The sequence below is a fragment of the Vibrio sp. 1F169 genome (assembly GCF_041439605.1).
In the GTDB taxonomy this organism is placed as follows: domain Bacteria; phylum Pseudomonadota; class Gammaproteobacteria; order Enterobacterales; family Vibrionaceae; genus Vibrio; species Vibrio tasmaniensis_A.
This window is the reverse complement of record NZ_JBGOOI010000016.1, coordinates 58389-84220: the sequence shown is the minus strand read 5'-3', so window position 1 is coordinate 84220 and position 25832 is coordinate 58389. Positions and strand designations below refer to the sequence as shown.

Genomic DNA, 25832 nt, shown 5'->3' with positions numbered 1-25832 from the left:
GACAGCTCGGAAGGATCCTTCAACCGATCACTTTGGCTTTAACTGATCGGCATTAAAGCCTAAGCCTCCTTTTCTTCGTTAGTATAGACGATATTATCGTTTGAAGTTGATATCTTCAGTCTTATCTAAATTAATTTTAGTCTTAGCTGGTTGAGTCTCTGCGATTATTTTTCCGTGGCGAATCGAGTACTGCACCGGAACTTGGCGACGTACCGCATCAAAACCGTTATCTGCAGGAAGAATTAGTAAGCTTCCTGGCTTACCTTCTTCAATGCCGTAGTTGTCTTGGATATGCAGTGTGCGTGCTGAGTTCTTGCTGATCAAATCAAGTGAGGTGTTGATTTGGTCGTAGCCCATCACTTGCGTTACGTGCAGTCCCATGTGCAGAACTTGAAGCATATTCGCTGTACCTAGTGGGTACCATGGGTCAAACACATCATCGTGGCCGAAACACACATTGATATTTGCTGCTAGCATTTCTTTAACACGCGTTACGCCACGACGTTTCGGGTAGTCGTCGAAGCGACCCTGTAAGTGAATATTCACTAACGGGTTAGCCACGAAGTTAATACCAGACATCTTCAATAGACGGAACAAGCGAGATGCGTAAGCACCGTTATAAGACCCCATTGCTGTGGTATGGCTTGCCGTTACCTTCTCACCCATTTCGAATTTGTGCGCAAGGGCTGCCAGCGTTTCAACAAAGCGAGATTGTTCATCGTCAATCTCATCACAGTGAACATCGATCAGGCAGTCGTACTTGCGTGCAAGATCGAACACGTAATGCAGAGATTCAACACCGTATTCACGAGTGAATTCAAAGTGAGGGATAGCACCGATAACGTCAGCGCCGATCTTCACTGCTTCTTCAAGCAACTCTTTGCCGTTGGGGTATGAAAGAATGCCTTCTTGAGGGAATGCAACGATTTGGATGTCGACCCACTCTTTCATCTCTTCGCGGACTTCAACCATCGCTCTTAACGCCACTAACGTTGGGTCTGACACATCAACGTGTGTACGCACGTGTTGAACCCCGTTAGCTATCTGCCATTTCAGTGTTTGCTTGGCACGAGACTTTACGTCTTCGATTGATAACAATTCTTTACGCTCAGCCCAACGCTCAATACCTTCAAACAAAGTACCAGAGATGTTCCAGTTAGGTTCTCCAGCCGTTTGCGTAGTATCTAGGTGGATGTGCGGTTCACAGAAAGGAGAAACTGCAATACCACCTTCAGCATCAAGGATGTCACCTTGATGAGTGATTTGAGCGTCATTATCGAGAATGCGAGAAAATTGACCATTTTCAATCAGAATTTGTTTCAAGCCCTCTTGGTCTTGAAGTTTCGCGTTCTTGATTAATAAGGTTGTCATAGTGTGTCCTTAAGCGGCCTGAGATTTCAGAGCTTTTTTGTTCAATAGAGGATTTAGCACGAGGTAACTGATTGCACCACCAAACACGGCATTCAAAGGAACGATGCCAGGTAGGAAGTGACCAGCGGCTACGCCTGTTGCTACCGCGATAATGCCAGCCCAGTTAACGGTTTGGAACTCTGCATTTGCAAAATCTTTGTAACGTTTACGGTTCGCGAAGAAGTCGGCGATGATTACGCCACCAATGGGTGGAATCGCTAGCGAAAGGAAGGTTAACCAACCAACGAAGTTGTTGTATAACCAAAGCGCGAAAATCGTACCGATAATGCCGTTAATGATAGACATTGTAGTACTTGAGCGACCTGTGATGTTAGATAAACCCAGACCTGACGCATAAAGTGCATTTTCATTGGTTGTCCAGATATTCAAGCCAAGCACGATGATGGCTGGAAGCAGTAGACCTTGCGCGATCATCACATCTGAAATATCAGCCTGACCGGTTGCTGCTGCGCCTGCTGCGCCGAAGATAAACATCAGCGAGTTACCGATGAAGAACGCGACCATTGTAATTAACACGGCGCTTGCTGGCTTTTTACCGAAGCGAACGAAATCGGCAGTCAACGTACCTGCACTTACAAACGAACCGACAACCATTGCTAGTGCCATTGAGAAGTCCATTGGCGTCTCTGGCTTAATCAGCTGCAGTTGCTCTAGTCCACCAACACTGTCTACGGCTGTTAGTACTGAGTAACCACCCAAAATTGCAATCGCGGGCACCGCAATTGCTGAAAGCACCATTAGCGCTTTAATACCGAAGTACACCGTACCTGTCATCAAAAGGCCTGACACAATAATCAAGGTGTTGGTATCAATGCCTGTGGCTTTCTGTACCGGAATTGCGAACATGGCAACGCCTACACCAAACCAGCCGACTTGTGTACCACCAAGTAGAGCAGAAGGAAGCCATGAGCCTTTAGTACCAAAAGAGAAACGAGCAAGGAGATGAGTAGAGAGGCCAGTAGATGAGCCGATGTAGCCAAGAAAAGAAGTGTAAATACCAAGAATTAGGTTACCGATGAGAACGGCGAGGAAGAAATCGTTGAAAGAAAGACCTGTCCCGAGTGAACCACCTGTCCACATACTTGCAGAGAAGAAAGTGAGTCCAAGCATTACCATGGTGAGTGAAGCAACTCCTTTCCTAGCCGATGTTGGAACCGGCCCAAGACTGTAGTTATTATCCGCAGCCATTTTTTACCTCCGCAATTGTTCAAAATTAAAATTAACGGTCGCCGTATTGCAGGCAAACGTGCGCATTATCGTGATATAAATAACATAGTCAATGCTAGTTTTATCAATAAGCCATCTATTAAGGCGGTTATGTTAAAAATAGACATTTAAAACATAAGGTTACTTTTCATATTTATTCTTAAAAAATAATTAGAAAACGTTTTCTATGGCGTAGGTGATGAGCCAGAATTGAACTTCACTATGAATGCTAGCGATTATGACTACGAATGGGTGTCTGTATATTGGATGGGCGATGTTTCTTAAATTGCAGGCAAAAAAATGGCCAATCGCAATACTCGCAATTGGCCTATATATATCGTGAACAAGAAAGGTTCACTAACAACGTCAGTTGGCTAGGTGACCCTCGGCTTAAGAAGGGTCAATATATACATTGCAGTTAGTGTGCCAACTTTTAAAGTAACGTGAAATGGTGGTTTTATAGCAATTTGGTGCGTATTTAAACGGTTCGTTCGCATTTTGGAAGTTTGTAGTTGCGTTTTGCAATTGCATTTTGCGATTTGTGGTGCTTATCACTAAGGAATAAACGATAAAAGTGAATACTGAATACTGCTTAGTTTTTTGATTTTTGCTGCTCTGTCTGCAACTAACGGTAAAATAGATAAAACAAGTATTAGATCGAGTAGAAGAAGTATAACTGGGACTTCATTCTAATGATGATCCCACGTATTACGTCTAGGAACGCCATAAAGCTGATAGGCTTCTCACCGCTTACCCAAGCTAACCCTACAGAGCCGACTGGAATATCGTAACCTTCCGCCTCGTCAATTTTTAAGCGGACAAAGTGGTGTTTATTCTGAAGGTTTCTACCTGTGGTGACACGAACTTGTTCATCAATACCTAATAGGCTAGCTTGTGCTTCACCCGTCGCTTCAACAATGCCTTCTACGGTTGCGGAGAATATCTTGCCTGGGTATACCGCCGTTGCAAACTCAGCAGGTTGGCCCACTTTTACGTTACGAATAGCTTGGTGATTCACTCGCATTAACACGTATTTTTCTTCAGTGTACATTTGGATACGAGGCATCATTGATACTCGCTGTCCTTCACGAAGAATGAAATTAGTTACAAAGCCGTCAGTCGGCGCAGTTACTTTGGTACTGTTCAAATCCCATTGAGCTTGAGCCAATGTTGCTTTTGCCGAATCTACCTCAGTTTGTTTCTTACTGACGTTGGTTTCTGCCTTGTGGATGTTTAACTTCGCGTTCTCAGCATCAACTTCTTTCTTACTCAGTTGAGATTCCAACGTGGTGACGTTATACGTTGCCAAGTCTACCTTTGCCGTTTGTTGGTCGATGTCAGTCTCAGTAATCGTATGTTCTACCACTTTGTTTTGCTTTTGGTAACGGTCAAGTGTTTTAGATTGCAGAACAAGATCTGTTTTTGCTGATTCTATCTGAGCGACAGAGGCTTTGATATCTTCAAGCGCTGACTGATAGCTTACTTTAGCGATGCTCACTTCTTGGCGAGCGGTATCTAAAGCAACGTTCGCCGATTCAAGTTGCACGCTAGCCTTATCTCTCGCAATAACATATTTGGTGTCATCAATTTCGTAAATGAGCTGACCTTCAATCACGTCTTGGTTCGGTCTAATGTGAACCTTGGTTGTTTTGCCTGACACATTGGTTGAATCTGGACGTAGCTGAATGTGTGGTGATTGAACGACTGAACCTCCAGAGAGATCCATCGGCGTGTAGTTAATGAGTCCAACCCAAACAAACAATAACCATGATGTACCACCTAGATAAGAAAATGCTTTGGTGCCCTTATTCCATGGCATACCAATAAGCCTAAGTAGATAGATGAACAGTGCCCACAGAGCTAAGCCTTCTAACATGTTTGGCTCTCCCCATCTTGATCATTCTTAACTTGTTGTTCTGTTGGTTCCGCAGGTGCTTTCCATGTGTCTCTCAGGTTTATGATGGCTTTTTCCATATCAACAAACGCTAAAATGACGGCAAGTACCCATACCCAGTGCCATATGAAGCCAATCCAAGTTAAAGCTGTGATTAAACCGAGCTGGTGATGCTCTTTACTGTGGGCTTTATTGATTGGTAATTCATGAACACGCCAAAAGCCGTAACATGCAGCTGCGATTGTTGCGACCAACACAACGGCAGCTACGACGTGTAATGCGGTGTCTGCGCCTGTTCCAACAAATGGGACACTTAGTAAACTCATTGATCAACCCTAAGTAAAATTTGAACGCCGAGTGTGATGGAAGTTGGATTTACAGGTTGTAAATTTACTAATTACTTCGATAATGGCAATTATATGATTTGATCTATGATCTCCTTTCTAAGGGTTAGCGACTAATGAACAATTGTAACTTCTTAAGAGCGTTAGGGATTTTGGGTATTTATCAACACGCTGTCACAAACCCTGTGGTTAATACGGAGCGTTTAGGTATTCCGAAGTCTGTGTTTACTAACTCAATGAATCTTATTCCGGTCAATGAAGTCGATAAATGGTATGGGTTTCTTGAACAGCAAACTAATGATCCAGATATTATTCTGAAACTGTCTGACCGAGTGGATATTGAAAAATTAGGCCCGTTAACCAACTGGTTTTTTTCTGGACATGATCTTGCTTCTACGATCCGCCGAGTGAACATCGGCCTGCATTGTTTACAGTCTGGTGCGTTCTTATACGGTGCACAGGTAGGGACAATGATTAAATGGTGCTACGACAATCCTGCTTACTCAGAAACGGGTAAAGTGCATGACTCAATAAGAGTCGCGGTTTTCATTATGAAGATTTTACGTCGATATTTGGGTGATGACTTTAAACCCGTCGCGGTTTCAATAGCCGGTCGTCGAGAGAATGTTGACCTCTACCATGAATATTTCGGCTGTACGATTCAATGGGGACAGCCTCGCACAGAGGTTTGGATCCCGAGTGAATCGAGGTTATCCATCAATCAATCACTATCGAACAGTAAAGCAAATCTGGCGATGAACTTTCATGACTTGGATAACTATCTAAACATGCCAGATGCTGGTGATGAACATAAGGTCACCTATGAGATGATCAACTACAGTCGCCACTTTGGTTTACCAACCCTTCACAAGGTTTCCAGTTTATTAGGGCTCTCTGAGCAGCAGTTTCAACGCCGTTTGCATAAATCGGGCATCAATTTTTCTACCATTATGGGGTATGCGTTAAGCAACGTGGCGGTAGAGCTACTGATGTATTCAGTGCCAGTGGAAGAGGTCTCGAAGAGGTTAGGTTATACCAACGTCGCGAGCTTTAATCGGATGTTTAAGAAACATCGAGGTTTGACGCCTAAGCAGTATATTGAGCGTTTTGATAGTCAATACTGATCATCATTAGTCTTCATCTAGCTTTTTAAAATGAGTGGATAGGTAAACGATTATCCAAGTGCTAAGGACAAAAGGCGCGGTCAGTGGTAGCAGTGACCGTTCATGAAAACCAAGTGTGATGAGACAGCTCAACAGCATGCCTAATAGGATTAACGGCCAAGGGATTCGCGGATAGAGCACCAGTGCTAGAGTGGCAAGAATGGCGTTGTACCCGTAAAGACCTTGGGCAACCAATTCGTTAGAAGCACCGATCATCTTACTAAAAATGGTGCTAATTATTACTGCTAGCACAACCCAAATGGCATGCTTTAGGTTGTTAAGTGCGATGGCGATTAAGATAACGAGCCCCGACAACGCATTTTCGATGAAGCTGACTTGGCTGATCCCTTTCAATAACGGGAGCACCGCTGTTGGTAAGCTGAACCACGAGCCTACCTCAAGACTGATTAGTGGCCTCAGTGCGGAGTCAGGTGCCGAAAACGCCGATAGCCCCAAGGTTGATTGGATAGCATAAATCAGCCAAGAGGTGAGGATAAAGGCACTTGTGTAACCGTGATACTTCTTAAAGCTAAACACGATCTTGGCGATGGGTACGGTTATCAGCGAGCCGAGGGCTACTACTATAATCAGCCACCCATTGACTTCAAAAAAATTCCCGATGAACAAAGCAATCAGTGCGCCATTTAGCGCATACATGCCATTCTCAATATCATGAGACGGTTTATTGGTCAGTAAGGCAAATCCGTAGCTGAAACTGGCGCCAAGCAAGGTAAGAAAAGCCAGCGCAAGTGACTCAATAGAAATGGCAAACAATAGCAGAAACGACGTCATGACCGACGGAGTGAAATAGACTTGCCCAATGCCATTGAGCAAGCCTTCAAATGGTAGAATATCCTTATTCGTTCTCATCGTCTGACTACATTCTTTTGCTATGTTGAATCTTTTGTAGCTCAGATTGTATGCAATTTTATTAAGTTGACCATCTTTGCGTATCAATTCTGATACCAGCGCTCACCATAGGCTTGTTGGTAATCTGGTGTTTCAATGATGCCTTCTTGCTCTGGAACGGTTTCTAATGGCCCAACGACCGTTCGATAAGGTAATACGCCAGCCCATACCGGGATATCCATATCAGCTTTATCATCATTCACTCCATGTTTACCTATCTTCACGGAGGCTTCTGTTAAAGGGATCGCCAATAGCTCGGTGGCGGTGAGCTCTTTCTCATTACTGAGCCTGACTTTGTCGGTTCTTCCCGGCGCGATTTGCTCAATGAAGATGTTCAATAAGCGATCTTTTTCTTGGTTGTCATCGATGACTGAAAATGACCCCAACACCACTGCAGAACGATAATGCGCACTGTGGTGAAATGCCGAACGAGCTAACACCCAACCATCGAACAAAGTGAACGTTAAACAGGTTGGCTCTCCTTTTTTTAAGCCTTTCAACAAGCGGCTGTTTTTAGCACCATGGATGTAGACCATATCATCCACTCGCCACGCGAGCATTGGAATAACCATTGGTCCATGTTCGCCTTGCAATGCAATGTGTGCGATTAAGCTCTCATCTATGATTTGATGAAGTTTCTCTTGTTCAAATACGGCTTTGTGAGCCCCTTTTTTAATCGTGGTTCTTTTCGTGCTAGATAACATAATCGCTCCTTAATCATTGCCTTTTGATTAATGTAGCGATTAACTGGTCTATTAAATAGAGCCACTTTTAAACACTATTTGGATCCAGTTATGCAGCCTATTGATGTCGGTGACCTACAGTTAGACGAGCAACATGACACGCGTCAAACCGCCTTGTTTCATGCGATCAGAGAAAAGATTGTTCAAGATTTATGGAGTAAGGGCAGTAAGTTACCCTCAACGCGTAAGTTGGCCGTAGAACTGTCGGTAAGTCGAAATACGGTGATTTATGCGTACGAACAACTGGTCACCGAAGGCTATATCGAGAGTAAGCAAGGCTCAGGGTTTTATGTCTCGGTTGAACAACCAGAGCACTTTCTAAGTTTGTCTCAGCCAAACAGTGTTCAGGATCCGAAGGTTAAACAAACAGTCAGTAAACCGGCTGCAAACATAGCGACACCTAACGACATTAACCGCAGCTTTGCCCCCGGAGTTCCTGACTTAGATGCGTTCCCTTTTGCGAAATGGCAGAGGCTGCTGCAACGTCACTCTACACGTCAGAACATTGCGGGCAATCAAGAGGTTCAGGGAAGCTTGGCCTTGAGGGAAGCATTGAGCGGGTATCTTGCGAGTAGTCGCTCGGTTCACTGCAGTACCGATAGAATCATCATCACCGCAGGTGCGCAGCAAGCCATCTCAATTGGTTTGATGGCGACGTTAGCTATGGGAGACAAAATCCTTGTGGAAGAGCCCGGCTATCGACAAGTGCATAAAATCATCGATCTGTTGAGGCTAGAGCTAGACGGTGTGAGTGTGCGTGAAAAGGTTGGGTTAGATATTGAAAAAGTGCTGTCCAGTAACGCCAAGGCTCTGTATGTCACGCCGAGTAACCAATACCCAATGGGCACGACCTTGAATACCGAGCAACGACTTAAACTGATCGATTGGGCCAATCAACATCAGTCATGGATCATTGAGGATGATTACGACAGTGAGTTTCAGTTTGCTCATCGCCCTTATACCAGCATGCAAGGGTTAGCGGGAAAGTTAGGGTTCGATGATCGCATCATCTATGTCGGATCGCTGAGTAAGGTGATGTTCAATGGCTTGCGACTAGGTTATTTGGTGGTGCCAGAAAGTCTGGTGGCGAAGTGTCTTGAGATTAAAGATGCGCTCACTGGAGACACGGCCTCACATACACAAGAAGCGCTGGCGGACTTTGTACGTGAAGGCGATTTATTGCGCCATATTAGAAAGATGCGTCGTTCATACAAACTCAAGCATGAAGCGATGATAGAAGCAATTAAAAGTGAGTTTCATGGCGATCTTGAAGTGATCAGTCAGGCTGCTGGGCTACATGTGACAGTGAAGTGGTATCAAGGGATATCTGAACATGAGTGGAGCCGTAGAGCAGAGTTTGAAAATATCATCATTCGTCCTTTTGACTTTTATGAATATGGATCAAGTGATGCTCGTGATTGGAGTGGTGCAGTGCTGGGGTTTGGTAATATCCGACTGGCTGACATGAAGCCGAAGATCAAACAGATCGCTCGGCTTTTTTATCAGTAATATTGGTAGGGCTTGTTTACAATTTTCTGATTCATCACTAATCGAGTTACAACTTGTCGATAGAGACGGTGGGTTTACCCAACCATTTGCGCCAAGGGAGTGACAATGTCACAAAAACAGTCACTGCATAGAGCATCGACCAACTTAGGCAGATAAACACCAAGGTACAGATGACCAGTGAAATCATGGCTGTGTATCTCGATGCGCCAGTCAGTAATTGGCAGGCCGCTAACATCGCAAGCAGATAAACTAGAACAAAAATACCATTGGCGAGTTTAAGAAAGAATTCGAGATCCAAATTAGACAGCTCGCCGATTACACACGAGATAAGCGCAATAAAGCCAATTGCTAAGGTTGGATAAAGTGGTACGCCACGGCTGTTGAGCTGCGCCATTTTACTGGTCGGAGTGTGTTGGCGAGCTTGAGCCCAAATCATGCGAGACAAGCTTTGGGTGTAAAGGTTTAGGCTAGCAAAACAAGCAAAGAAGCCAAGTACACTGATAACGGCTTTAAAGCCATTGCCAAACAATTGCTCTGTCACCCATGGGATAGAGGCAGCATCAAATTCTGGTGAACCATAAGCGCCTAACTTGATAATAACCACTGAACAAGCCCAGTACACCAAGCCTGCGACGAAACACCCGGCAATGATGGCGATGGGGAAGTCACGTTGTGGATTCTTAAATTCCTCTCCCATGTGAGCAAAGGCTTCGATTCCTACAAAGCACCAAAACATAACCGCCAGTGCTGCACCAATAGACCACATTGAATCGGATGTCATAGTCGGAACTGCGATGTCAGCTGCTGTGATGTCGGCTTTCCAGACAAAAGCGCTGACTAAAGCAAAAATCGACAAGGCAATCACGGTTTGCAAGCGGCCTGAAGACTTACTGCCCATCAAATTGACGGCAATAAGCAGAGCGATGGTAAAGGATTGAGCACCTAATGGTGTGTCGAGTGGTGCTGGTAACAGTTGTTGAGCAAAGCCTCCTGCCAATGCAATCGCCGCTGGAATACCGACAGGAATAACACTCACAAACAACCAAGCTACACTGGTTTCTAATCGCTCGCTGAATGCTTGGCGCACAAAATAGGCCGTGCCTCCTGCATTGGGGTAGCGTTTCCCTAATGCAGCGAAGGTTAGTGCAATCGGGCAAATAGCGATAAACAGGATTAACCATGCTAGTAGCGATAACTGCCCTGCAATGCCTGCCGCGATAGCTGGGATCATAAACAATCCTGTGCCAAGCAAGGTCGTAGAAAGTTGTCCAATTCCTGAAATAAGCGTGATTTCTTGTTTGAGTTGCGTCATTCGCTGTCCTTGCTATTGGCTTTGATATCGGTTTTATGGGGCAGTCTTGTGAGGCTGAGATTGAAAGCATACATTGTCGACATCAATAATACAGCTAGCGAAACGTCTTAAGACACCGTCAATTTAACGGTATTAATTTGATTAAGCGTGAAAGTGTCGGCTGTCATAATGGCTGTTATAAGTAAGAAAGTTGTGTCAAATTAGGCGGTATAAATAGAACAATAAATGGAAAGAATCAGAAGCATGGATAAATTTGATCGCCAAATTTTAGATATTCTAAAAACTAACGCTCGATGCTCAGTGAGCGATATCGCCAGAGATGTCAGCCTGTCTCGCTCTGCAGTGAACGCCAGAATCAAGAAGCTGGAAAACGATAAGATCATTACAGGATATTGTGCACAGGTGACCGAGCCTGATTTACCGAAGAACGTTGGCGCTTATATCTCTTTGAAGTTTGACATGTCGAGCAGTAACCATAATTGTGAGTCTTACGCTAAAAATATCTACGCCATTAACGGTGTGCAGTGGTGTCACTCTATCAGCGGTGAGACCGACATGATGCTTTATGTTGAAGTTGAAAGCATGGAGCGTTTGAACCAAATTCGCGACCAGCTGCAAGGCTATCCTGAACTTCGACATCTTATGACTCATACTGTCTTAACTGAATTCTTCAACAAGCAAACTTCGTCTTTTAATATGTCTTGAGTTAATACCGCTTACCTTCACCGTGTCGTCATTTGTCCGTACTTACTCAACTTATTGTTACTCACTCTATTTTTATTCGCTCTAAGGTTGCTGATGTTAGGTAATATCAATTTAAATTTACTGCGGTCGCTGCATGTGCTTCTTGAAGAGTGCCATGTCAGTCGAACAGCTCAGCGTCTGCACATCACGCAGTCGGCTGTGAGCCGTCAACTGGCTCAGCTTAGAGATCTATGTGGTGATCCTCTTCTGGTTCGCGATGGGAACAAACTGGTTCCAACCAACCGTGCTTTGTTGCTTAAAGGCAAGCTCGATGACTTGCTGGGCGAGTTTGACCACCTCTTAGATGACAAGCCATTTGATCCACAAGATTGGCAAGGTGAATTGGTGTTGGCTTCGAGTGATTATGTTGCTCAGTATATCTTGCCCATTATTGTGTCCGAGGTGTCGAAGGACGCGCCCCATATCAACTTGGCTTATCGTCTATGGCAGCCTAACTTCCTTGAAACGCTCAATGAATCAGGTATTCACTTGGCGTCGAGTATGTTCCCCAAAAAGCCGGATCATGTCTCAAGTATCAAGCTCGGAGAGGATAAATCCGTGTGTTTGATGAGAGCCTCTCATCCGTTGGCTAAGCAATCAGCCATAAGCTCGGAAGACATCGTGAGTTACTCACATATCAAAGTCACGGGTGGGGGAGACAAAGACAGTTATTCGGATATTGCGTTAAAGAAACAGGGACATAAACGCAGAATCGCGTTGCAGGTACCGTTCTTTTCATCGGCGGGAAACGTGTTAATGCAAGACGACTACTTGATGATTGTGCCGGAGCATATTGCTTATAACTTGGGTCGTCATCTCGATGTCGCTTACTTTTCTCTGCCGTTTGAGACAGAAATGCATACCTATTGGCTGATGTGGCATCCTAAGTATGACAACGACTCTGCCCATAAATGGGCTCGAGAGAAAGCGTTTAAAGCCATTCAAAAGTCGAGTTACAATATAAGTATGATTTCTAATCATACCAGTGATGATAATCTTTGATTTCAAATAATACCTACTGCGGCTTATTGTAAGCGCTAAGTATTGAGTATTAATTGTAGAGTGTTCAGCTAGAGCGCTTTGTTTTACTAGGAATGGAATGATGACAGTAACAATTTGGTTTTCTTTGTTAGCGATTTGCTTGTTGGGTGCAATGTCTCCGGGCCCAAGCTTGGCGATGATCGCTAAGCATAGTTTGGCTGGTGGCCGTATGAACGGACTTATCGCAGCTTGGTCACACGCTGCGGGCATAGGTATTTACGCGTTCGCAACCATTGTCGGTTTAGCGGTGTTACTTGAGCAATCACCAATGTTGTTCAAAGGGATCAGTTTAGCGGGTGCTGTGTATCTGCTCTATCTCGGTGTAAACGCGTTGCGCTCAAAAGGTGGAGTTGCTGCGAAATTGGAAGCGGGTGAACAGATGAGCTACATGCAGTCTGCTCGCGAGGCTTTCTTGATCTCTATCTTGAGCCCTAAGATCGCTCTGTTCTTTATCGCTCTATTTAGCCAATTTGTGGCGTTAGGTAATGAACTGAGCAATCAAGTGATTATTGTCTCAACGCCGCTGATTGTTGATGGCCTTTGGTATACCTTTATCACTTTGGTGCTCTCTAGCCCGTTGATCGTAGAGCGCATTCGAGCAAAAGCGCAGTTGATCGATCGATTATCAGGCGTGGTGTTGATTCTGCTCGCTGTGCGCGTGGTGTGGACGATATAGCGGTAGTCCATATATTGGTAAGAAACGATATCCATTAAAAAGGCTCACTAGACGTTATCTAGTGAGCCTTTTTGACTTCTATGGATTGGTTTCGAAAGACTTGAGCTTGTTAGCCTTCTGAATTCAGCACCGCATCGAGCTTTTCCATGGAATCTGAAAAGTACGGGTTGTAGGTCAAACGCGCATGGTTTTTACCTTCTTCACGATATCCCCACGCTGAGTACCACACTTCACTTGTCGCGTTGCACTGTGCTTCAAAACCTTCCTCTTGACCATTGGAGCAGATCTTCTCGCTACCATTGATCCCGTAGTAAGGATTGCTTGGCGAGAACAGTAAACCCATATGAGAGCCGTTCGAAATACGTTGCTCTGGGATCTTCATGCTGTATTGAACAGCGCGAGGATCGTCAAGTGTGGTTTCCCCTTGCCAAATCAACACGTTATTTGGGTTTGGCATGGATTCCGTAAATGCCTGCTGAACGAAGTGGGTATCAATGACACTGTCGCCTTCACTCATCATAATAAACACGGGCTTATCAAAGTGTTTGTCTTGAAGGCCCTCACGAACCACTTCTGAGGTTTGGTAGTAAACCGAAGCACCATTCATTGGCAGTGAGTTATAGCGAAGTACATTGTCTTCAGGATCTTGATCCGCCCAAGTGACAAAATAGCTTGCTAGCTCCGCATATTGAACTGCAGAAGAGCTCGGTTGAAACGCAGGAGAGAACAACAGTAACCCAGAGATCTTAGGATCGTTCATCGCCTGTGAAGTCACAAGGTTCGCACCTGTTGAATAACCGCCAAGCCACACAGAATCATACTCTTGCTCCAATAGCTTCGTATGATGAGCTACAACACCTTGCCAATCTTCTAAGCTTGGTTGCATTAAGTCACCGACACGACTGCCGTGGCCCGGTAGCAATACCGTTCTCACTAGGTAGCCTTGTTCTGCTAAGTGCGTTGCGATGTCTTTAAATGAGTACGGAGAATCACCTAAACCATGTACCAATAAAACTGCCTTACCGTTAGGTGCCGCAGGTTTGTATTCGGTGGGTGAATTGAGTCGAATCTCTAGCTTCTTGTCTTTGGTCATGAATACACGGTTTTTCAATAACCAATCTTGAGTTTCATTGACGTAGGCATCAAAGCTGTCTTGCTGATATTCAGGCAAGTTTGGAGATGTTTCGTAAGCAGGTATCGTTGTCTCGTTGGAACAACCAACGAGACTTAAAGTCGTTAAGGCGAGTAGCGTTAGAATGGTATTTCTATGCATTTTTTGATGTTGTCTCTGTTGTTCTTTTACTATGTCTGAAACTGAAGTTTAGATTACTTTCTGCTTGAAAGGTCTTCGTATTCACCTTCAATAACACCGGCATCACTGGTAGATGATTGACGTGTGTTCATGTGAGCTCCGAAACCCTGTTTTTTCATTTGATTCTGAATGCGCTTGCCAGTGATTAAAGCTGCAATAGCTAAAGGAATAGCAAGAATCAAGCTCGTGAATAACGCCAATAGGCCAGTAAACAACGCAACAATCGTAACTAATATATTTTTCATATTCATTCCTCTTTTCTCTATGTTGTTACTATATCGCTTCCATTCTGAACGAAACATGAACACCGTTAATAAATATCAGAGAGTCACTATGACACAGGTGTGTGTGGATTGAGAGTTTATATGTAGTCATAATCACGCACTAAAATTATGGAATAAAAGTAAGTTCCATAAAATCAATAACTTAAAAGTTGGCACGCTTGATGCTCTATAGGGGTTGGAATAAGTCACTGTAAGCAAAGTACTTACAGCTAATAAAAAATTACTGGAGCCCCTTATATGTTCTGTATTCAATGTGAACAAACAATTCAAACCCCAACCGTAAAAGGCTGTTCTTTCGCACAAGGCATGTGTGGAAAAACCTCGGAAGTATCCGACCTTCAAGACGTGTTGGTGCATTCTCTTCAAGGCGTTTCTTTTTGGGCAAGCTTAGGTCGCGCTTGCGATGTTATTGATACAGAAGTTGATGAGTGGGCGCCAAAAGCGTTCTTCGCAACACTGACTAACGTTAACTTCGACCCTGCTCGTATTATCGAATTCGCACAACAGTCTCATGAATTCAAGCAGCGTTTAGAGCAAAAAGTTCGTGCAGCAGCAACATTGATTGGTTTTGAAATTCCAGAGCTTTCTGCAGCAGCACAGTTCGATCTTCCAACAGATTCTTCAGAGCTATTGGCACTTGCGCCTCAAGCTGCTGTAAACCGTGGTCACGATTCTCAACACGAAGATGTGATTGGTCTTCGTCTTCTTTGCCTATACGGCTTAAAAGGTGCGGCAGCCTACATGGAGCACGCTCGTGTTCTTGGTCAAACTGATGACGCTATTTTTGCTGAATACCATGAAATCATGGCGTTCCTAGGTACAGATCCATCCGATCTAAAACAGTTACTTGATACATCAATGCAGATTGGCTTGATGAACTACAAAGTAATGGAAATGCTAGACAAAGGCGAGACAGATACCTTTGGTCACCCTCAACCAACAACCGTGAACGTGAAAACTAAGAAAGGTCACTGTATTCTTGTTTCTGGTCACGACTTACATGATCTAGAAAAGATTCTTCAACAAACTGAAGGCAAGGGCATCAACGTTTACACTAACGGTGAGATGCTACCAGCACACGGTTACCCAGAGCTAAACAAGTACCCACACCTTGCGGGTAACTACGGCAGCGCTTGGCAGAACCAGCAAAAAGAATTCGCTAACTTCCCTGGCGCAATTGTAATGACGTCTAACTGCCTGCTTAACCCTGATGTAGGTTCTTACGCAGACCGTCTATTTACACGCAGCATCGTGGGCTGGCCGGGTGTTGATCACCTTGAAGGCGACGATTTCAGCGCAGTAATTGATTGTGCACTAGCGCAAGAAGGTTTCAAACACGACGAGATCGAGCAAATGATCACTGTCGGTTTTGGTCGTAACGCACTGATGGAAGCGGCACCTGCGGTTGTTGAGCAAGTAAAAGAAGGCAACATTAAACACTTCTTCCTAGTCGGTGGTTGTGACGGTGACAAATCTGAACGTAGCTACTACACAGACTTCACAGCTCAAGCGCCAGAAGATTCAGTAATCCTGACATTGGCATGTGGTAAATTCCGTTTCAACAAAAACCAATTCGGCGACATTAACGGTATCCCACGTCTGTTAGATGTTGGCCAATGTAACGATGCTTACTCTGCGATTCAGCTTGCTATCGCACTGTCTCAAGAGTTTGATTGTGGTATCAACGAACTTCCGTTAACGCTGGTTCTATCTTGGTTCGAGCAAAAAGCGATCGTTATCTTGCTTACTCTGTTCGCTCTAGGTGTGAAAGGTATCTACACAGGCCCTACAGCACCTGCGTTCCTAACTGAAAACCTACTTAAGATTATGCAAGACGAGTTCGATATGCGTTCTATTTCAACGCCAGAACAAGATCTTAAAACAATCTTAGCGGCTTAATTTAAGCCAACCTGAAGCCTCGTTGTTGTGACGTTTTTAATAAAACAAACAGCTCCGGGGCTTTTTAGATTTAAATCTTTAGTCATTTAATCATCAGTAAGGTGCGTGAACTATGTATGCATGGTCGGATAGCGATTCAATCAATTTAGTGTGTTTAAAGAAATGGCACGAGACGCCAGATACGGTCAGCTTTGAGCTTGGCAGTATTCCACAAGACTTACATTTCAATTTTAAGCCTGGGCAATTCATTACTCTGGGTTTAGATATGCCGACGAAAACCGATTATCGTGCCTATTCTGTGGCTTCTTGTCCTGAAGATAATCGCCTGAAGCTCACGGTGAAACGTGTGGAAGGTGGCTTGGTTTCGAACTTTATTGTTGATGAGCTTGATGAAGGTGATGAGGTTTCAGTATTGAAGCCTGCTGGCGCGTTTAACTGTATTGATTGCATGCCAACAGCAACGAAAAAAGTGACGCTAGTGAGTGCAGGTTGCGGTATTACACCTGTGATGGCGATGGCAAAATATTGGCTGGCTCAAGGCAGTGATATTGAGATCGACTTCGTCCACATGGCACGCAATAAGCGTGAGACCATTTACTTTCAAGAACTGCATCAATTAGATGAGGCGCACAACAACTTCAATCTTAAATTGCTGCTAAAAGACAGTGAAGGAACAGTCGCTCCTCAAGGTCGATTAGATAAGAATTGGTTAGTAAAACTAAGCCCAGATATTTTAGACCGAACTGTTTATCTGTGCGGCCCAGTTGGCTTTATGCAAAACATAGAAAGCTACCTGAAAGAACTAGAATTCAACATGGAAAATTTCTATCAAGAAAGTTTCACGCCAGCGAACCCAAACACGGATTCATTGGTCAATAGCAACACAGCTTCAGAAGAGTCACAAGCGGAAGCGTCTGCAGATTCAAATGGTGCCGTTAAGGTGTTTGTTCCTGCATTTGGCGCAGAAGTAGAAGCGGAAGCGGGTACACCATTGGCTGATTCATTAGAGAAAGCTGGTGTTCCGATTATTATTGCCTGTCGCAGTGGGATTTGTGGTTCTTGCAAGTGCAAAGTAACCAAAGGTTCAGTGGAATCAAGCAGCCAAGAGACTTTGACGCCAGAACAGATTGAGCAAGGTTATGTCCTTGCGTGTTCGAGTACGATTCAGTCAGACGTTGAGGTTGAGCTGTAACAGATGTGAAGTCGAGCTTTGTTAGAGCGAAGAAGACAAAGTTGGCGTAATAGAGACCAAAATTAAAGTAACAGATGTAAAAAGGCCACTTAGATCAGATAGAGAGAGCAGATCTAAGTGGCAACCTTCCTGTTTATACGGGGGAGTAAAACAAGAAGGGTTGCGAAGCCCATAATAGACTTCGCAGATATAATTATTATGTAGTGGAGCCGTTTGCGCTGAGTTAGTTACAAGATCGAAGTCGTTTAAACTTCAGGGTATGTCTTGTAACGAACACCCATCATCTGTTCCATACAGTGAACAACTTGGCAGCTGTAGCCAAACTCGTTGTCGTACCAAATGTAAAGAACAGCGCGGTTGTCTTGCGCGATAGTTGCAACACCGTCAACCACACCTGGGTGGCGAGAACCAACCAAATCGGTAGATACAATCTCGGTTGAGTCGGTGTAATCAATCTGTGCAGATAAAGTTGAAGATAGCGCCATTTCACGCAGGTATTCGTTCAACTCTTCTTTGTTTGTGCCTTTCTCAAGGTTTAGGTTTGCTACTGCCATTGAAACGTTTGGCGTAGGTACGCGAATCGCATTACCTGTTAGCTTACCTTCCATTTCTGGCATCGCTTTTGATACCGCTTTAGCAGCACCAGTCGATGTCAGTACCATATTCAATGAAGCAGCACGACCACGACGATCACCTGAGTGGAAGTTATCGATTAGGTTTTGGTCATTGGTAAATGAGTGAACCGTTTCGATGTGACCTGATAGGACACCAAACTTGTCGTGAACCGCTTTTAATACTGGCGTAATCGCGTTGGTTGTACAGCTTGCAGCAGAGATGATCGTGTCTTCTGGTTGAATGTCATTTTGGTTTACACCAAATACAACGTTCTTGATTTCACCTTTGCCTGGCGCAGTCAGTAGAACCTTCTTTGCGCCATTACACGCAACGTGTTGGCTTAGGCCTTCAGCGTCACGCCACACACCGGTGTTATCAACCACAAGTGCATTCTCGATACCGTAAGATGTGTAATCCACTTCTGCTGGCTTGTTTGCGTAGATAACTTGGATGAAGTTACCGTTAACGATGATCGCTTTACGTTCTTGGTCTACAACAATGCTGCCGTTGAATTGGCCATGAACAGAGTCACGACGTAGCAAGCTTGCACGTTTTTCTAAGTCACCATCTTTGCCGCCACGAACAACAATTGCACGTAAGCGCAGTGGGTAACCTGGGCCACTTTTCTCGATCAATAGACGAGTAAGCAAGCGGCCAATACGACCAAAACCGTACAATACAACATCGCGAGGTTCTGTCATCGCCTCGCCTTCAAGCGATTCTAAAAGTGCAGTTTGTAGGAAATCATCCAACCCGTGTGTGTCTTCGCGATCTTGCCAGAATGTATGAGCAAGGCGACCAACATCGATACGACATGGAGACAAGTCCATAGAGAGAAGGTGTTGAATGATGGGTTGAGTCTGTTCTGCGGTAAGCGGAGAACCTGTGTAACGTTTTGCGATGCGGTGAGCTTTGATGATGTCGATAGTTGTTGCGTTAACCAGTGTTTTACCGAAGAGGATAACTTCAACGCCTTTTTGGCGGTACAACTGACCTAAAGTAGGAGCGATTGATTCAGCAATAGTTTGACTAGTTTGCCAGTCTAGGAGGTGCTTTTCGGGACTCATCTTTACTCGGGACCTTTCACGTTAATTTCTGCAATCATAGCGAATGTAGGGTAGCCATGAGTGCATGGGGGAGTTGAGCTATCTAAGCTTTGGTGGTCTTTAACGCCACTTAAATTTGCTTGATATGCCTTGTGTGTAATTTGTAATTTTTATGTGGCAGGATTGTAAGGTACGACGAGTTATTCTGCTAGGAAAAATAAACATAGATTAATTGTCTGAAAATTGGCTTTTAATTGGTCATAAATTAAGGTTTTAGTGTCAAGAAAGGCTATTGACTTTAACAGTCTGTAGCACTTAATTTTCGCCAAAAAATACTCAGATCAAAACATGATGTGTAATAAAGGGAATTGCGATCATTGAAGATGTGATCATTCGCACTGGTTACACTTAAAAAGTAAACGACAGATAAGGTATTCAGCGAGTTTTCTTGTTCGACCTTTGAATAAGCTGAGTTTGAGTACAGAAAGTTCGTGACGCAAACGATTAGATCTCACAAATTTGACTTAACTTTGGTGTTTATTGGTTTCTAGAGCAGTGACTTGCGGTCATCTAGAGGCATAACCTTATCCTTTCACTTATTTAAAACAGACCTTCCTCCTTAAATCCTGTGTGTGGATAACGACTGACGCGAATTCCCTATGATTAGCTCATAATGTCATTTGTTCATATTCAATTTGATCAATAACTCCTGTTAATGTCCTATTCTTATATTGGGCTAGGTAAAAATACTATCGGGAAAGGAGTCGTTATAAAAATGATAAATATGTCAATTAGATGGCGTCTTATTTTTCTTTCAACAGTTTCTGTATTCATCATGTTTGGGTTTACAGTCAATGAAGTGCTCAAGAACGATAAGAAGATGAATCACCTTGAAGCAACGCGAATTAAGGTGGAAGCACTTCAATCTTTTAATGCTGTTTCAAGTGGTGCTTATCAATGGTTAGTGCTGTCTAAAGACTCGCCAGAGAAAGGTCCGTTGTTTTTAGAGCTGCAAGCGGAAGTGGATAGGCTTGCTCATTACGAAATACAACTTCAACAGTTCGACAACAGTTGGACTGTCGAGCCGCAGTTGATTGAGTTAAAGAGTGTGTTAAAGAAGCTCGCGCGGGTAACCACTAGTATTGACAGCGACGCATCACAGATTACTGTCAGCAACGCACAGCAAACAGAACGAGCCTTTGACCTGTTAAAAGGCGTGTTAATGGAGCTGTCTGAATATCGTGCCAATATAGTGGACGAAAAGATCAGCCAAACAGATACGATGTTTATCAATCTTACTCACTACGTGTTCTGGACTCAGCGAGAAGCGTGGCTGAGTTACCGCTTGTATCGTTCTCCAGAGCTGATTGATCAATATTTATTGAGCTATGTTGGTGCTTTAGAAAGGCAACAACAGCTGTTAGATACGTTTTTACGATCAGACAGCCACTCGCTGGAAATTAGCAAACTGTTAAACATGTTCTCCCAAGATGAATTTCAAGACCGATTTACGGCGCGGCTTCTCAAAGGTGACTTCTCGACACCTGAAATATATGAACATGTGGAAAGTTTAGAGCGAAAGAAGCTGGCGATCTCAAAGGCGGTTGGTGCTTATACCGATCAATTAAAGTTTGATTTGACAAAAAATATAGCGCTACAGAAAAGGCAAACGGCGGTTATGACATTGCTTATCCTTGTTGTTTCAGGTGCTTTGTTATGGCTTGGTGTCGCGACATCTTTGCGCTTAAATAGAAACTTATCGATTATCTTGAAAGGGGTGTCTGAATGCGCGGATAGTTACGGCAAGCCTAAGGTGATTCATATTCAAGGTAACGATGAACTTGCCGAGTTTACTGAAACCCTCAATCGAGTAATGGAACGTAACTATCATCACAACAAAGAGCTGATAATAGCAAAAGAAGATGCAATTTCGGCTAACAAGGCCAAGAGTGCATTTTTAGCGAACATGTCCCATGAAATACGTACGCCGCTTAATGGAATTATCGGTATGGCGGAAATTTTATCTCAGAGTCAACTGAGTGCTAACCAACAAGAGGTACTTGAGGATATCGAGTCGTCTTCACATTCGTTGTTGGTGTTACTCAATGACATTCTCGATCTTTCTAAGATAGAGTCGGGTAACTTAATGTTGTCGCCGCATAATGCCGATTTGCGAGAAGCGGTTTACGACTCTGTGAGCGTAATTTTGTCGAAAGCGATCAGTAAAGACATTGAACTCGATATCAACATTGATGCTCAAACCCCAACACAGCTGTTTTTCGATGAGTATCGTGTTCGACAAGTGCTAACCAATTTGCTGTCCAATGCTATTAAATTTACCTCAAAAGGCACGATTACAACGGATATTGCTTATACACCGATGTCTTTGGGGCGAGGTAAGCTTGAATGCAGTGTGTCTGATACCGGGATTGGGATTGAGCCAGAGAAGCTAGAGTCCATTTTTGAACCTTTCACTCAAGAAGATGGCAGTATTACTCGCCAATTCGGCGGTACAGGGCTAGGGCTTGCGATTTGTCGGCAGCTTGTTGACTTGATGGGCGGCTATATTACCGCACGCTCAGTGAAAGGAGGAGGCTCTACATTCACCTTTTGTTTGTACGTAGACACGGTCGAGGCTCACGCTCAAACGTTCGATAACCTAAGCCGTGCGACAATTATTTCTAATTCTTTCAATTACCTCGATCAATTGGTCAAAGAGTGCGAGCGCTTAAATGTTCGACCTAATGTTGTGTTATCCATTTCGGATCTTGGTGAGAGCCTGAAAGAAAGTGACTTGGTGCTTTATTGTCACACGCTGCATCACTCTATGAGGAAAGATCTTGAGGCGTTAAAGGCGTTGTATCCGCTGACTCGCGTTATTGTGTGCCAGCATCACCTATTTAAAACCAATCTAATCACAGAAACGGTTCACTCGACTCATACATTACCATTTTTGGGTAGACGCTTCTTAAACAGCCTACGATCGCTTGATGCCGGTGAAGTACAATCACCGACGGTGGAAGTAAAAGATGAAGAAGTTCGTTCTCTGAATCGACGTATTCTGATTGTTGAAGACAACCTGATGAATCAGAAGATAGCGAGCTTCTTCCTTGAGCAAGTGGGCTATGAATATTTGATTGCCAGCAATGGCCAAGAGGCGGTCGATGTCATCACCCAGGGCGCTCAGTTTGATGCCATTCTAATGGACTGCATGATGCCAGTTATGGATGGTATAACGGCGACTCGTGTGATTCGAGAGTGGGAGACAGATCAACAAACCCCACCACTACCCATTATTGCTTTAACCGCTAGTGTCTTAGAAGAGGACATCAAAAATTGCTTTGAAGCAGGCATGAACGCCTACTTGCCGAAACCTTATAAATCCCACCAACTGTATGATCTTTTCAGTAGCCTTGATATTGTCTAATGGTCCCAGTATCAAGGCTAGCGCTGTGTGATTTAGCGTACTTCTTGCCCAAGGCTGTATTGTGCAACACAGCGGCCTACGTAGCTGATTTTTAGTAACCCGGCCACTAATATGGTGCTGATGTGTGCGAAAATTTGAATGGGTAGTGAGAAGTAATCGGCCATCGGATAAGCAACAATAATACTGAGTAGCATTAGCAAGGCGGTGATAGCTAAACTGAAATTTGAAACAGAAAGTAGAGTTTGAAAGCGTTGAGTCATCGTCTTCATATTGAATTCCTAATTACTATTAATAATTATGATACTTGTTATCAATAGCAATTAGCGTTCCAGTTGTATTTTTAGTTTTAAATCAATGGTTTAATTTTTCGGGATTCTATTTGTGAGTCACAATGACTCCATTGTATTATGTGTCTTTGTGACACGTTCGTATTCTTACCACTGTCTGAATCCACAAGTATCGATGTGGAATCGAACACCAGAATACAAACCCAGTCCAACGTTATTCTTTTGCCCAAATTCCGCATGAATCTTTTTAAGCTTCACGTGTAGATTTTCGCGAGTAATATCATTAGCAGGCACTAAGTCTAAAGCGCAGAACTCTAAGTGTTTACTTCGCAGTGCGCCACCCGCTTGCTTATTGTAGATATCGGTTCTTTCTCCAGACACAGGAATTACAACGCCAATCTCAGGCTCAATATATTGTTGAATGTACTTAAGGGTATTAATCATTTTTGGTACATGCTTTTTATTGGGTAGGGTAAACAGAGTGGTGTTGCTCATTGCCCAGTCGGTGCCTTGCAACAAGACTAAGTGCAGAGGCATGCTTTGGGTGATGCCGTTATCTTTGAGTTGCTGTCCGATCGCCTTGACTTGATCTTGGGCGTGGTTAAGGAGCATCCAACCTCGAAATGCTGATCTCGTGGGAACTTTGTAGCCATGAACATCGACTACGAGGTCGTCATAAGTGATTTCGGTTTCTTCGGTATAAAGTTTCTCAAATTTTTCAGGGTAAGGTTGCGTTGTTGATAGTGCCAAGGTAATCAGAATACTTCCGTACATAAAGTCTCTCCATCGCTTAGGTTCGCCTAGTTATTAACGTTCACCTAGTTACTTACGTACACTAAGGATATTACGTTCGATTAAGTATAGACGCCGGAATTTAGGCACAAAAAAACCCACTACAAAGAGTGGGTTACTAACATTGTTGCAAGTAAATTCGTTAGGTTAGATTACTTCTTACCTTGAGTTTGCTTGTCTTCTTCTGTTAGTTCACGAATACGACGGCTGATGTCGCGACGAGCTTTAGAGATCTCTGCACTCTTGATGATGTGATCATCAACGCGGTCTTCGTAGTCAGCTTTCATGTTTTTGATAATGCCTAGGATCTCGTCGTGAGTCATCTCTGGCTTGATGTAATCAAGTAGGTTATCAAGAAGGTCGACACGCTTGCGGTTGTCACGAACTTTCTTTTCGTTGTCTAAAAGTTCACGCTTAAGTTTGTTCTTACGTCGTGCTTGGTTAACAATTTCAAATACGCTGCTCATAGATTCCTTTTCCTAATCGTCAAATACGTTGTCTGGTTCTGATTAAAGCACATCAATTGATGATGTAACAGTATTTAGATCAAAGCAAAAGTAAGGTTGTTTAATTATTCGTCACTCTCTCTAACGTACGATTGTTTTTATCTTACCGTTCAAGTTAGTATCCCATTTAGATACTGCATTGATACGACATGTGAAATGAATCAACAACAATTGGAAACAGAAGATTTGGGCGACGATGTCGTTGAATCTTCGGCAGAACAAAATAAGCTTCGTGATGCGTATGTACAAGAGCGCACTAATTTGGAAGTCGTGGAAATAGAGCTAAATCGTTCTAAGATCATAATGATTGATGAACAAGGCAGAAAGAAACGAGTACCGATTTTGTCTGAGCATTAGCCATAACTGGCTGCATTGTTAAATGTTGAGATGGAATTATCAAAATAATAAAAAGGAAAAACGATGAACACAGTACTTTCCCCAATTGAAGCGAGAATTATCGGTTGTTTGATCGAGAAAGAAGTGACTACTCCAGATCATTACCCACTGACACTAAATAGCTTAACAACGGCTTGTAATCAAAAGAGTAACCGTGAACCTGTGCTCTCTCTGTCTGAGTCAGACGTTTTAGATGCGGTTGATGGTTTGATAGGACGTCGTATGGTGAGCGATGAAAGCAGCTTCAACAGCCGAGTTAATAAGTATCAGCACCGTTTCTGCAACACTGAATTTGGTGATCTGCAATTTACAGAGCAAGAGCGTGCAATCATCTGCTGCATGCTGCTTCGTGGGGCCCAAACCCCGGGTGAGCTTCGTACTCGAACTGGTCGTCTTGCAAACTTTAGCGATGTGAAAGAAGTTGAATCAATACTCGAAAAACTCGCGGCAAGAGAAGCGGGTGCGTTAGTCGTGAAGTTACCACGAGAAGCGGGTAAACGAGAATCACGCTACCAACACTTACTGAGCGGCGAAGTAGACATTGAAGCGTTTGCGACGGCATCAGTAAGCGCTGTTTCATCATCTGCATCCAGTGAAAAGTTTGAAGAACTTGAATCAGAAGTCGCGAGCCTACGTGAAGAAGTGGCAGAGCTTAAGGCTCTGGTTGAATCACTGCTTTAAATGTCGGAATCTGACAAAAATGCGGATTGGGTCGTGTATTTGATCCGCAATCGACACAATGCTCTTTATTGTGGAGTGACGAATAACTTAGAACGTCGATTCGAACAACATCAAACGGGCAAAGGTGCAAAAGCCTTAAAAGGTAAAGGCCCACTTAAGTTGGTTTGGAGTATTGGTGTTGGGTCAAAAAGTGAGGCGTTAAAAACCGAATACGCGATCAAACAATTACCCAAATCTCGTAAGGAAAAATTAGTATCACTCAAACTAATCATTGAGTGGCAACAAGACAAAATTCAGTATATTCCAGTATCGTAACTCATCGTTAGAATTCTAATTCTCGGCCGAATGTTAGTCGCGTGAATTGTTGTAAGGAGATCTTTTAAGTTATTGATTAAATAGTGGTATTTTTGTTTTTAATTGAGT

Annotated in this window: 24 protein-coding genes; 11 read left to right on the top strand and 13 right to left on the bottom strand. The window is 43.7% G+C overall.

Going from position 1 to position 25832, the window contains the following annotated elements; translation table 11 throughout:
* Positions 1 to 93 precede the first annotated feature (93 nt).
* The 4 genes from ACED53_RS09270 to ACED53_RS09255 all read right to left on the bottom strand — a co-directional run bounded on the left by ACED53_RS09270 (position 94) and on the right by ACED53_RS09255 (position 4857).
* Positions 94 to 1371: a cytosine deaminase gene (locus tag ACED53_RS09270; protein ID WP_017100961.1), complete on the bottom strand. Its 1278-nt coding sequence runs from the start codon at positions 1369 to 1371 to the stop codon at positions 94 to 96.
* A gap of 9 nt (positions 1372 to 1380) precedes the next feature.
* Positions 1381 to 2619, bottom strand: a complete 1239-nt coding sequence (gene codB / locus ACED53_RS09265; protein ID WP_032499239.1) for a cytosine permease — start codon at positions 2617 to 2619, stop codon at positions 1381 to 1383.
* 670 nt (positions 2620 to 3289) lie between these two features.
* On the bottom strand, positions 3290 to 4513 hold the full coding sequence (locus tag ACED53_RS09260) for an HlyD family secretion protein (protein WP_017100960.1): 1224 nt from the start codon (positions 4511 to 4513) through the stop codon (positions 3290 to 3292).
* Positions 4507 to 4857, bottom strand: coding sequence for an MFS transporter (locus tag ACED53_RS09255; RefSeq protein ID WP_017100959.1), 351 nt, complete (start codon positions 4855 to 4857; stop codon positions 4507 to 4509). Before ACED53_RS09255 ends, ACED53_RS09260 begins: the two co-directional genes overlap by 7 nt.
* A 134-nt stretch (positions 4858 to 4991) precedes the next feature.
* Here ACED53_RS09255 and ACED53_RS09250 point away from each other — a divergent pair, with 134 nt between their 5' ends.
* Positions 4992 to 5999 (top strand): AraC family transcriptional regulator, encoded by a 1008-nt coding sequence (locus ACED53_RS09250; protein ID WP_017097042.1) that lies wholly within the window; start codon positions 4992 to 4994, stop codon positions 5997 to 5999.
* A gap of 6 nt (positions 6000 to 6005) precedes the next feature.
* On the opposite strand, the gene ACED53_RS09245 is transcribed toward ACED53_RS09250, so the two are convergent.
* Together ACED53_RS09245 and ACED53_RS09240 are read right to left on the bottom strand one after the other, a co-directional pair.
* On the bottom strand, positions 6006 to 6908 hold the full coding sequence (locus ACED53_RS09245) for an urea transporter (protein WP_029222886.1): 903 nt from the start codon (positions 6906 to 6908) through the stop codon (positions 6006 to 6008).
* Between the two features lie 83 nt (positions 6909 to 6991).
* Positions 6992 to 7651: a pyridoxamine 5'-phosphate oxidase family protein gene (locus ACED53_RS09240; protein ID WP_017100957.1), complete on the bottom strand. Its 660-nt coding sequence runs from the start codon at positions 7649 to 7651 to the stop codon at positions 6992 to 6994.
* 90 nt (positions 7652 to 7741) lie between these two features.
* Between ACED53_RS09240 and ACED53_RS09235 the strand changes: the two genes are divergently transcribed.
* Positions 7742 to 9199, top strand: coding sequence for a PLP-dependent aminotransferase family protein (locus tag ACED53_RS09235; RefSeq protein ID WP_017100956.1), 1458 nt, complete (start codon positions 7742 to 7744; stop codon positions 9197 to 9199).
* 46 nt (positions 9200 to 9245) lie between these two features.
* Here the strand turns inward: ACED53_RS09235 and yjeH are convergent, their stop codons facing one another.
* Positions 9246 to 10511: an L-methionine/branched-chain amino acid transporter gene (gene yjeH, locus ACED53_RS09230; RefSeq protein ID WP_017100955.1), complete on the bottom strand. Its 1266-nt coding sequence runs from the start codon at positions 10509 to 10511 to the stop codon at positions 9246 to 9248.
* Between the two features lie 243 nt (positions 10512 to 10754).
* Between yjeH and ACED53_RS09225 the strand changes: the two genes are divergently transcribed.
* The 3 genes from ACED53_RS09225 (at position 10755) to ACED53_RS09215 (ending at position 12972) form a co-directional block, all read left to right on the top strand.
* Positions 10755 to 11216, top strand: coding sequence for an Lrp/AsnC family transcriptional regulator (locus tag ACED53_RS09225; RefSeq protein ID WP_017097037.1), 462 nt, complete (start codon positions 10755 to 10757; stop codon positions 11214 to 11216).
* A 93-nt stretch (positions 11217 to 11309) separates the two neighbouring features.
* The gene (locus ACED53_RS09220; protein ID WP_017100954.1) at positions 11310 to 12257 is read left to right on the top strand and encodes a LysR family transcriptional regulator; all 948 of its coding nucleotides are present in this window, start codon (positions 11310 to 11312) and stop codon (positions 12255 to 12257) included.
* A gap of 100 nt (positions 12258 to 12357) precedes the next feature.
* Entirely contained in the window at positions 12358 to 12972 is a 615-nt protein-coding gene (locus ACED53_RS09215; RefSeq protein ID WP_029222887.1) for a LysE family translocator, read from the top strand.
* Between the two features lie 109 nt (positions 12973 to 13081).
* Here the strand turns inward: ACED53_RS09215 and ACED53_RS09210 are convergent, their stop codons facing one another.
* Both ACED53_RS09210 and ACED53_RS09205 read right to left on the bottom strand, forming a co-directional pair.
* A complete protein-coding gene (locus ACED53_RS09210) occupies positions 13082 to 14245 on the bottom strand; it encodes a carboxylesterase (protein WP_017100952.1) in 1164 nt (387 codons plus the stop codon).
* 53 nt (positions 14246 to 14298) lie between these two features.
* A complete protein-coding gene (locus tag ACED53_RS09205; RefSeq protein WP_029222888.1) occupies positions 14299 to 14529 on the bottom strand; it encodes a hypothetical protein in 231 nt (76 codons plus the stop codon).
* Positions 14530 to 14805: 276 nt separating this feature from the next.
* Here ACED53_RS09205 and hcp point away from each other — a divergent pair, with 276 nt between their 5' ends.
* Complete coding sequence (gene hcp, locus ACED53_RS09200) at positions 14806 to 16467, top strand: hydroxylamine reductase (protein ID WP_012600311.1); 1662 nt, start codon at positions 14806 to 14808, stop codon at positions 16465 to 16467.
* A gap of 112 nt (positions 16468 to 16579) precedes the next feature.
* Positions 16580 to 17659, top strand: a complete 1080-nt coding sequence (locus ACED53_RS09195; protein WP_017100951.1) for a hybrid-cluster NAD(P)-dependent oxidoreductase — start codon at positions 16580 to 16582, stop codon at positions 17657 to 17659.
* A gap of 245 nt (positions 17660 to 17904) precedes the next feature.
* Here ACED53_RS09195 and ACED53_RS09190 read toward each other — a convergent pair whose 3' ends face one another.
* Positions 17905 to 19341, bottom strand: coding sequence for a glyceraldehyde-3-phosphate dehydrogenase (locus ACED53_RS09190; protein ID WP_009845680.1), 1437 nt, complete (start codon positions 19339 to 19341; stop codon positions 17905 to 17907).
* Between the two features lie 814 nt (positions 19342 to 20155).
* On the opposite strand from ACED53_RS09190, the gene ACED53_RS09185 reads away from it, so the two are divergent.
* Entirely contained in the window at positions 20156 to 22747 is a 2592-nt protein-coding gene (locus tag ACED53_RS09185) for an ATP-binding protein (RefSeq protein WP_102580023.1), read from the top strand.
* Between the two features lie 32 nt (positions 22748 to 22779).
* Here the strand turns inward: ACED53_RS09185 and ACED53_RS09180 are convergent, their stop codons facing one another.
* The 3 genes from ACED53_RS09180 to ACED53_RS09170 all read right to left on the bottom strand — a co-directional run bounded on the left by ACED53_RS09180 (position 22780) and on the right by ACED53_RS09170 (position 24293).
* Positions 22780 to 23016 (bottom strand): hypothetical protein, encoded by a 237-nt coding sequence (locus tag ACED53_RS09180; RefSeq protein WP_009845678.1) that lies wholly within the window; start codon positions 23014 to 23016, stop codon positions 22780 to 22782.
* Positions 23017 to 23181: 165 nt separating this feature from the next.
* A complete protein-coding gene (locus tag ACED53_RS09175; protein ID WP_009845677.1) occupies positions 23182 to 23808 on the bottom strand; it encodes a D-Ala-D-Ala carboxypeptidase family metallohydrolase in 627 nt (208 codons plus the stop codon).
* 170 nt (positions 23809 to 23978) lie between these two features.
* Positions 23979 to 24293, bottom strand: coding sequence for a DUF496 family protein (locus ACED53_RS09170; protein WP_004730049.1), 315 nt, complete (start codon positions 24291 to 24293; stop codon positions 23979 to 23981).
* 195 nt (positions 24294 to 24488) lie between these two features.
* Here ACED53_RS09170 and ACED53_RS09165 point away from each other — a divergent pair, with 195 nt between their 5' ends.
* The 3 genes from ACED53_RS09165 (at position 24489) to ACED53_RS09155 (ending at position 25724) form a co-directional block, all read left to right on the top strand.
* Positions 24489 to 24689, top strand: coding sequence for a hypothetical protein (locus tag ACED53_RS09165; protein ID WP_009845676.1), 201 nt, complete (start codon positions 24489 to 24491; stop codon positions 24687 to 24689).
* Between the two features lie 63 nt (positions 24690 to 24752).
* On the top strand, positions 24753 to 25409 hold the full coding sequence (locus ACED53_RS09160; RefSeq protein WP_017100949.1) for a YceH family protein: 657 nt from the start codon (positions 24753 to 24755) through the stop codon (positions 25407 to 25409).
* Positions 25410 to 25724 carry a GIY-YIG nuclease family protein gene (locus ACED53_RS09155; protein ID WP_009845674.1) on the top strand — a complete coding sequence of 105 codons (315 nt, stop codon included), beginning with the start codon at positions 25410 to 25412 and terminating at the stop codon, positions 25722 to 25724.
* Positions 25725 to 25832: the final 108 nt, after the last annotated feature.

Coding starts and splice junctions, on each gene's coding strand:
- ACED53_RS09270 (WP_017100961.1), bottom strand. CDS start 1,371: ATGACAACCTTATTAATCAAGAACGCGAAACTTCAAGACCAAGAGGGC.
- codB (WP_032499239.1), bottom strand. CDS start 2,619: ATGGCTGCGGATAATAACTACAGTCTTGGGCCGGTTCCAACATCGGCT.
- ACED53_RS09260 (WP_017100960.1), bottom strand. CDS start 4,513: ATGTTAGAAGGCTTAGCTCTGTGGGCACTGTTCATCTATCTACTTAGG.
- ACED53_RS09255 (WP_017100959.1), bottom strand. CDS start 4,857: ATGAGTTTACTAAGTGTCCCATTTGTTGGAACAGGCGCAGACACCGCA.
- ACED53_RS09250 (WP_017097042.1), top strand. CDS start 4,992: ATGAACAATTGTAACTTCTTAAGAGCGTTAGGGATTTTGGGTATTTAT.
- ACED53_RS09245 (WP_029222886.1), bottom strand. CDS start 6,908: ATGAGAACGAATAAGGATATTCTACCATTTGAAGGCTTGCTCAATGGC.
- ACED53_RS09240 (WP_017100957.1), bottom strand. CDS start 7,651: ATGTTATCTAGCACGAAAAGAACCACGATTAAAAAAGGGGCTCACAAA.
- ACED53_RS09235 (WP_017100956.1), top strand. CDS start 7,742: ATGCAGCCTATTGATGTCGGTGACCTACAGTTAGACGAGCAACATGAC.
- yjeH (WP_017100955.1), bottom strand. CDS start 10,511: ATGACGCAACTCAAACAAGAAATCACGCTTATTTCAGGAATTGGACAA.
- ACED53_RS09225 (WP_017097037.1), top strand. CDS start 10,755: ATGGATAAATTTGATCGCCAAATTTTAGATATTCTAAAAACTAACGCT.
- ACED53_RS09220 (WP_017100954.1), top strand. CDS start 11,310: ATGTTAGGTAATATCAATTTAAATTTACTGCGGTCGCTGCATGTGCTT.
- ACED53_RS09215 (WP_029222887.1), top strand. CDS start 12,358: ATGACAGTAACAATTTGGTTTTCTTTGTTAGCGATTTGCTTGTTGGGT.
- ACED53_RS09210 (WP_017100952.1), bottom strand. CDS start 14,245: ATGCATAGAAATACCATTCTAACGCTACTCGCCTTAACGACTTTAAGT.
- ACED53_RS09205 (WP_029222888.1), bottom strand. CDS start 14,529: ATGAAAAATATATTAGTTACGATTGTTGCGTTGTTTACTGGCCTATTG.
- hcp (WP_012600311.1), top strand. CDS start 14,806: ATGTTCTGTATTCAATGTGAACAAACAATTCAAACCCCAACCGTAAAA.
- ACED53_RS09195 (WP_017100951.1), top strand. CDS start 16,580: ATGTATGCATGGTCGGATAGCGATTCAATCAATTTAGTGTGTTTAAAG.
- ACED53_RS09190 (WP_009845680.1), bottom strand. CDS start 19,341: ATGAGTCCCGAAAAGCACCTCCTAGACTGGCAAACTAGTCAAACTATT.
- ACED53_RS09185 (WP_102580023.1), top strand. CDS start 20,156: ATGTTTGGGTTTACAGTCAATGAAGTGCTCAAGAACGATAAGAAGATG.
- ACED53_RS09180 (WP_009845678.1), bottom strand. CDS start 23,016: ATGAAGACGATGACTCAACGCTTTCAAACTCTACTTTCTGTTTCAAAT.
- ACED53_RS09175 (WP_009845677.1), bottom strand. CDS start 23,808: ATGTACGGAAGTATTCTGATTACCTTGGCACTATCAACAACGCAACCT.
- ACED53_RS09170 (WP_004730049.1), bottom strand. CDS start 24,293: ATGAGCAGCGTATTTGAAATTGTTAACCAAGCACGACGTAAGAACAAA.
- ACED53_RS09165 (WP_009845676.1), top strand. CDS start 24,489: ATGAATCAACAACAATTGGAAACAGAAGATTTGGGCGACGATGTCGTT.
- ACED53_RS09160 (WP_017100949.1), top strand. CDS start 24,753: ATGAACACAGTACTTTCCCCAATTGAAGCGAGAATTATCGGTTGTTTG.
- ACED53_RS09155 (WP_009845674.1), top strand. CDS start 25,410: ATGTCGGAATCTGACAAAAATGCGGATTGGGTCGTGTATTTGATCCGC.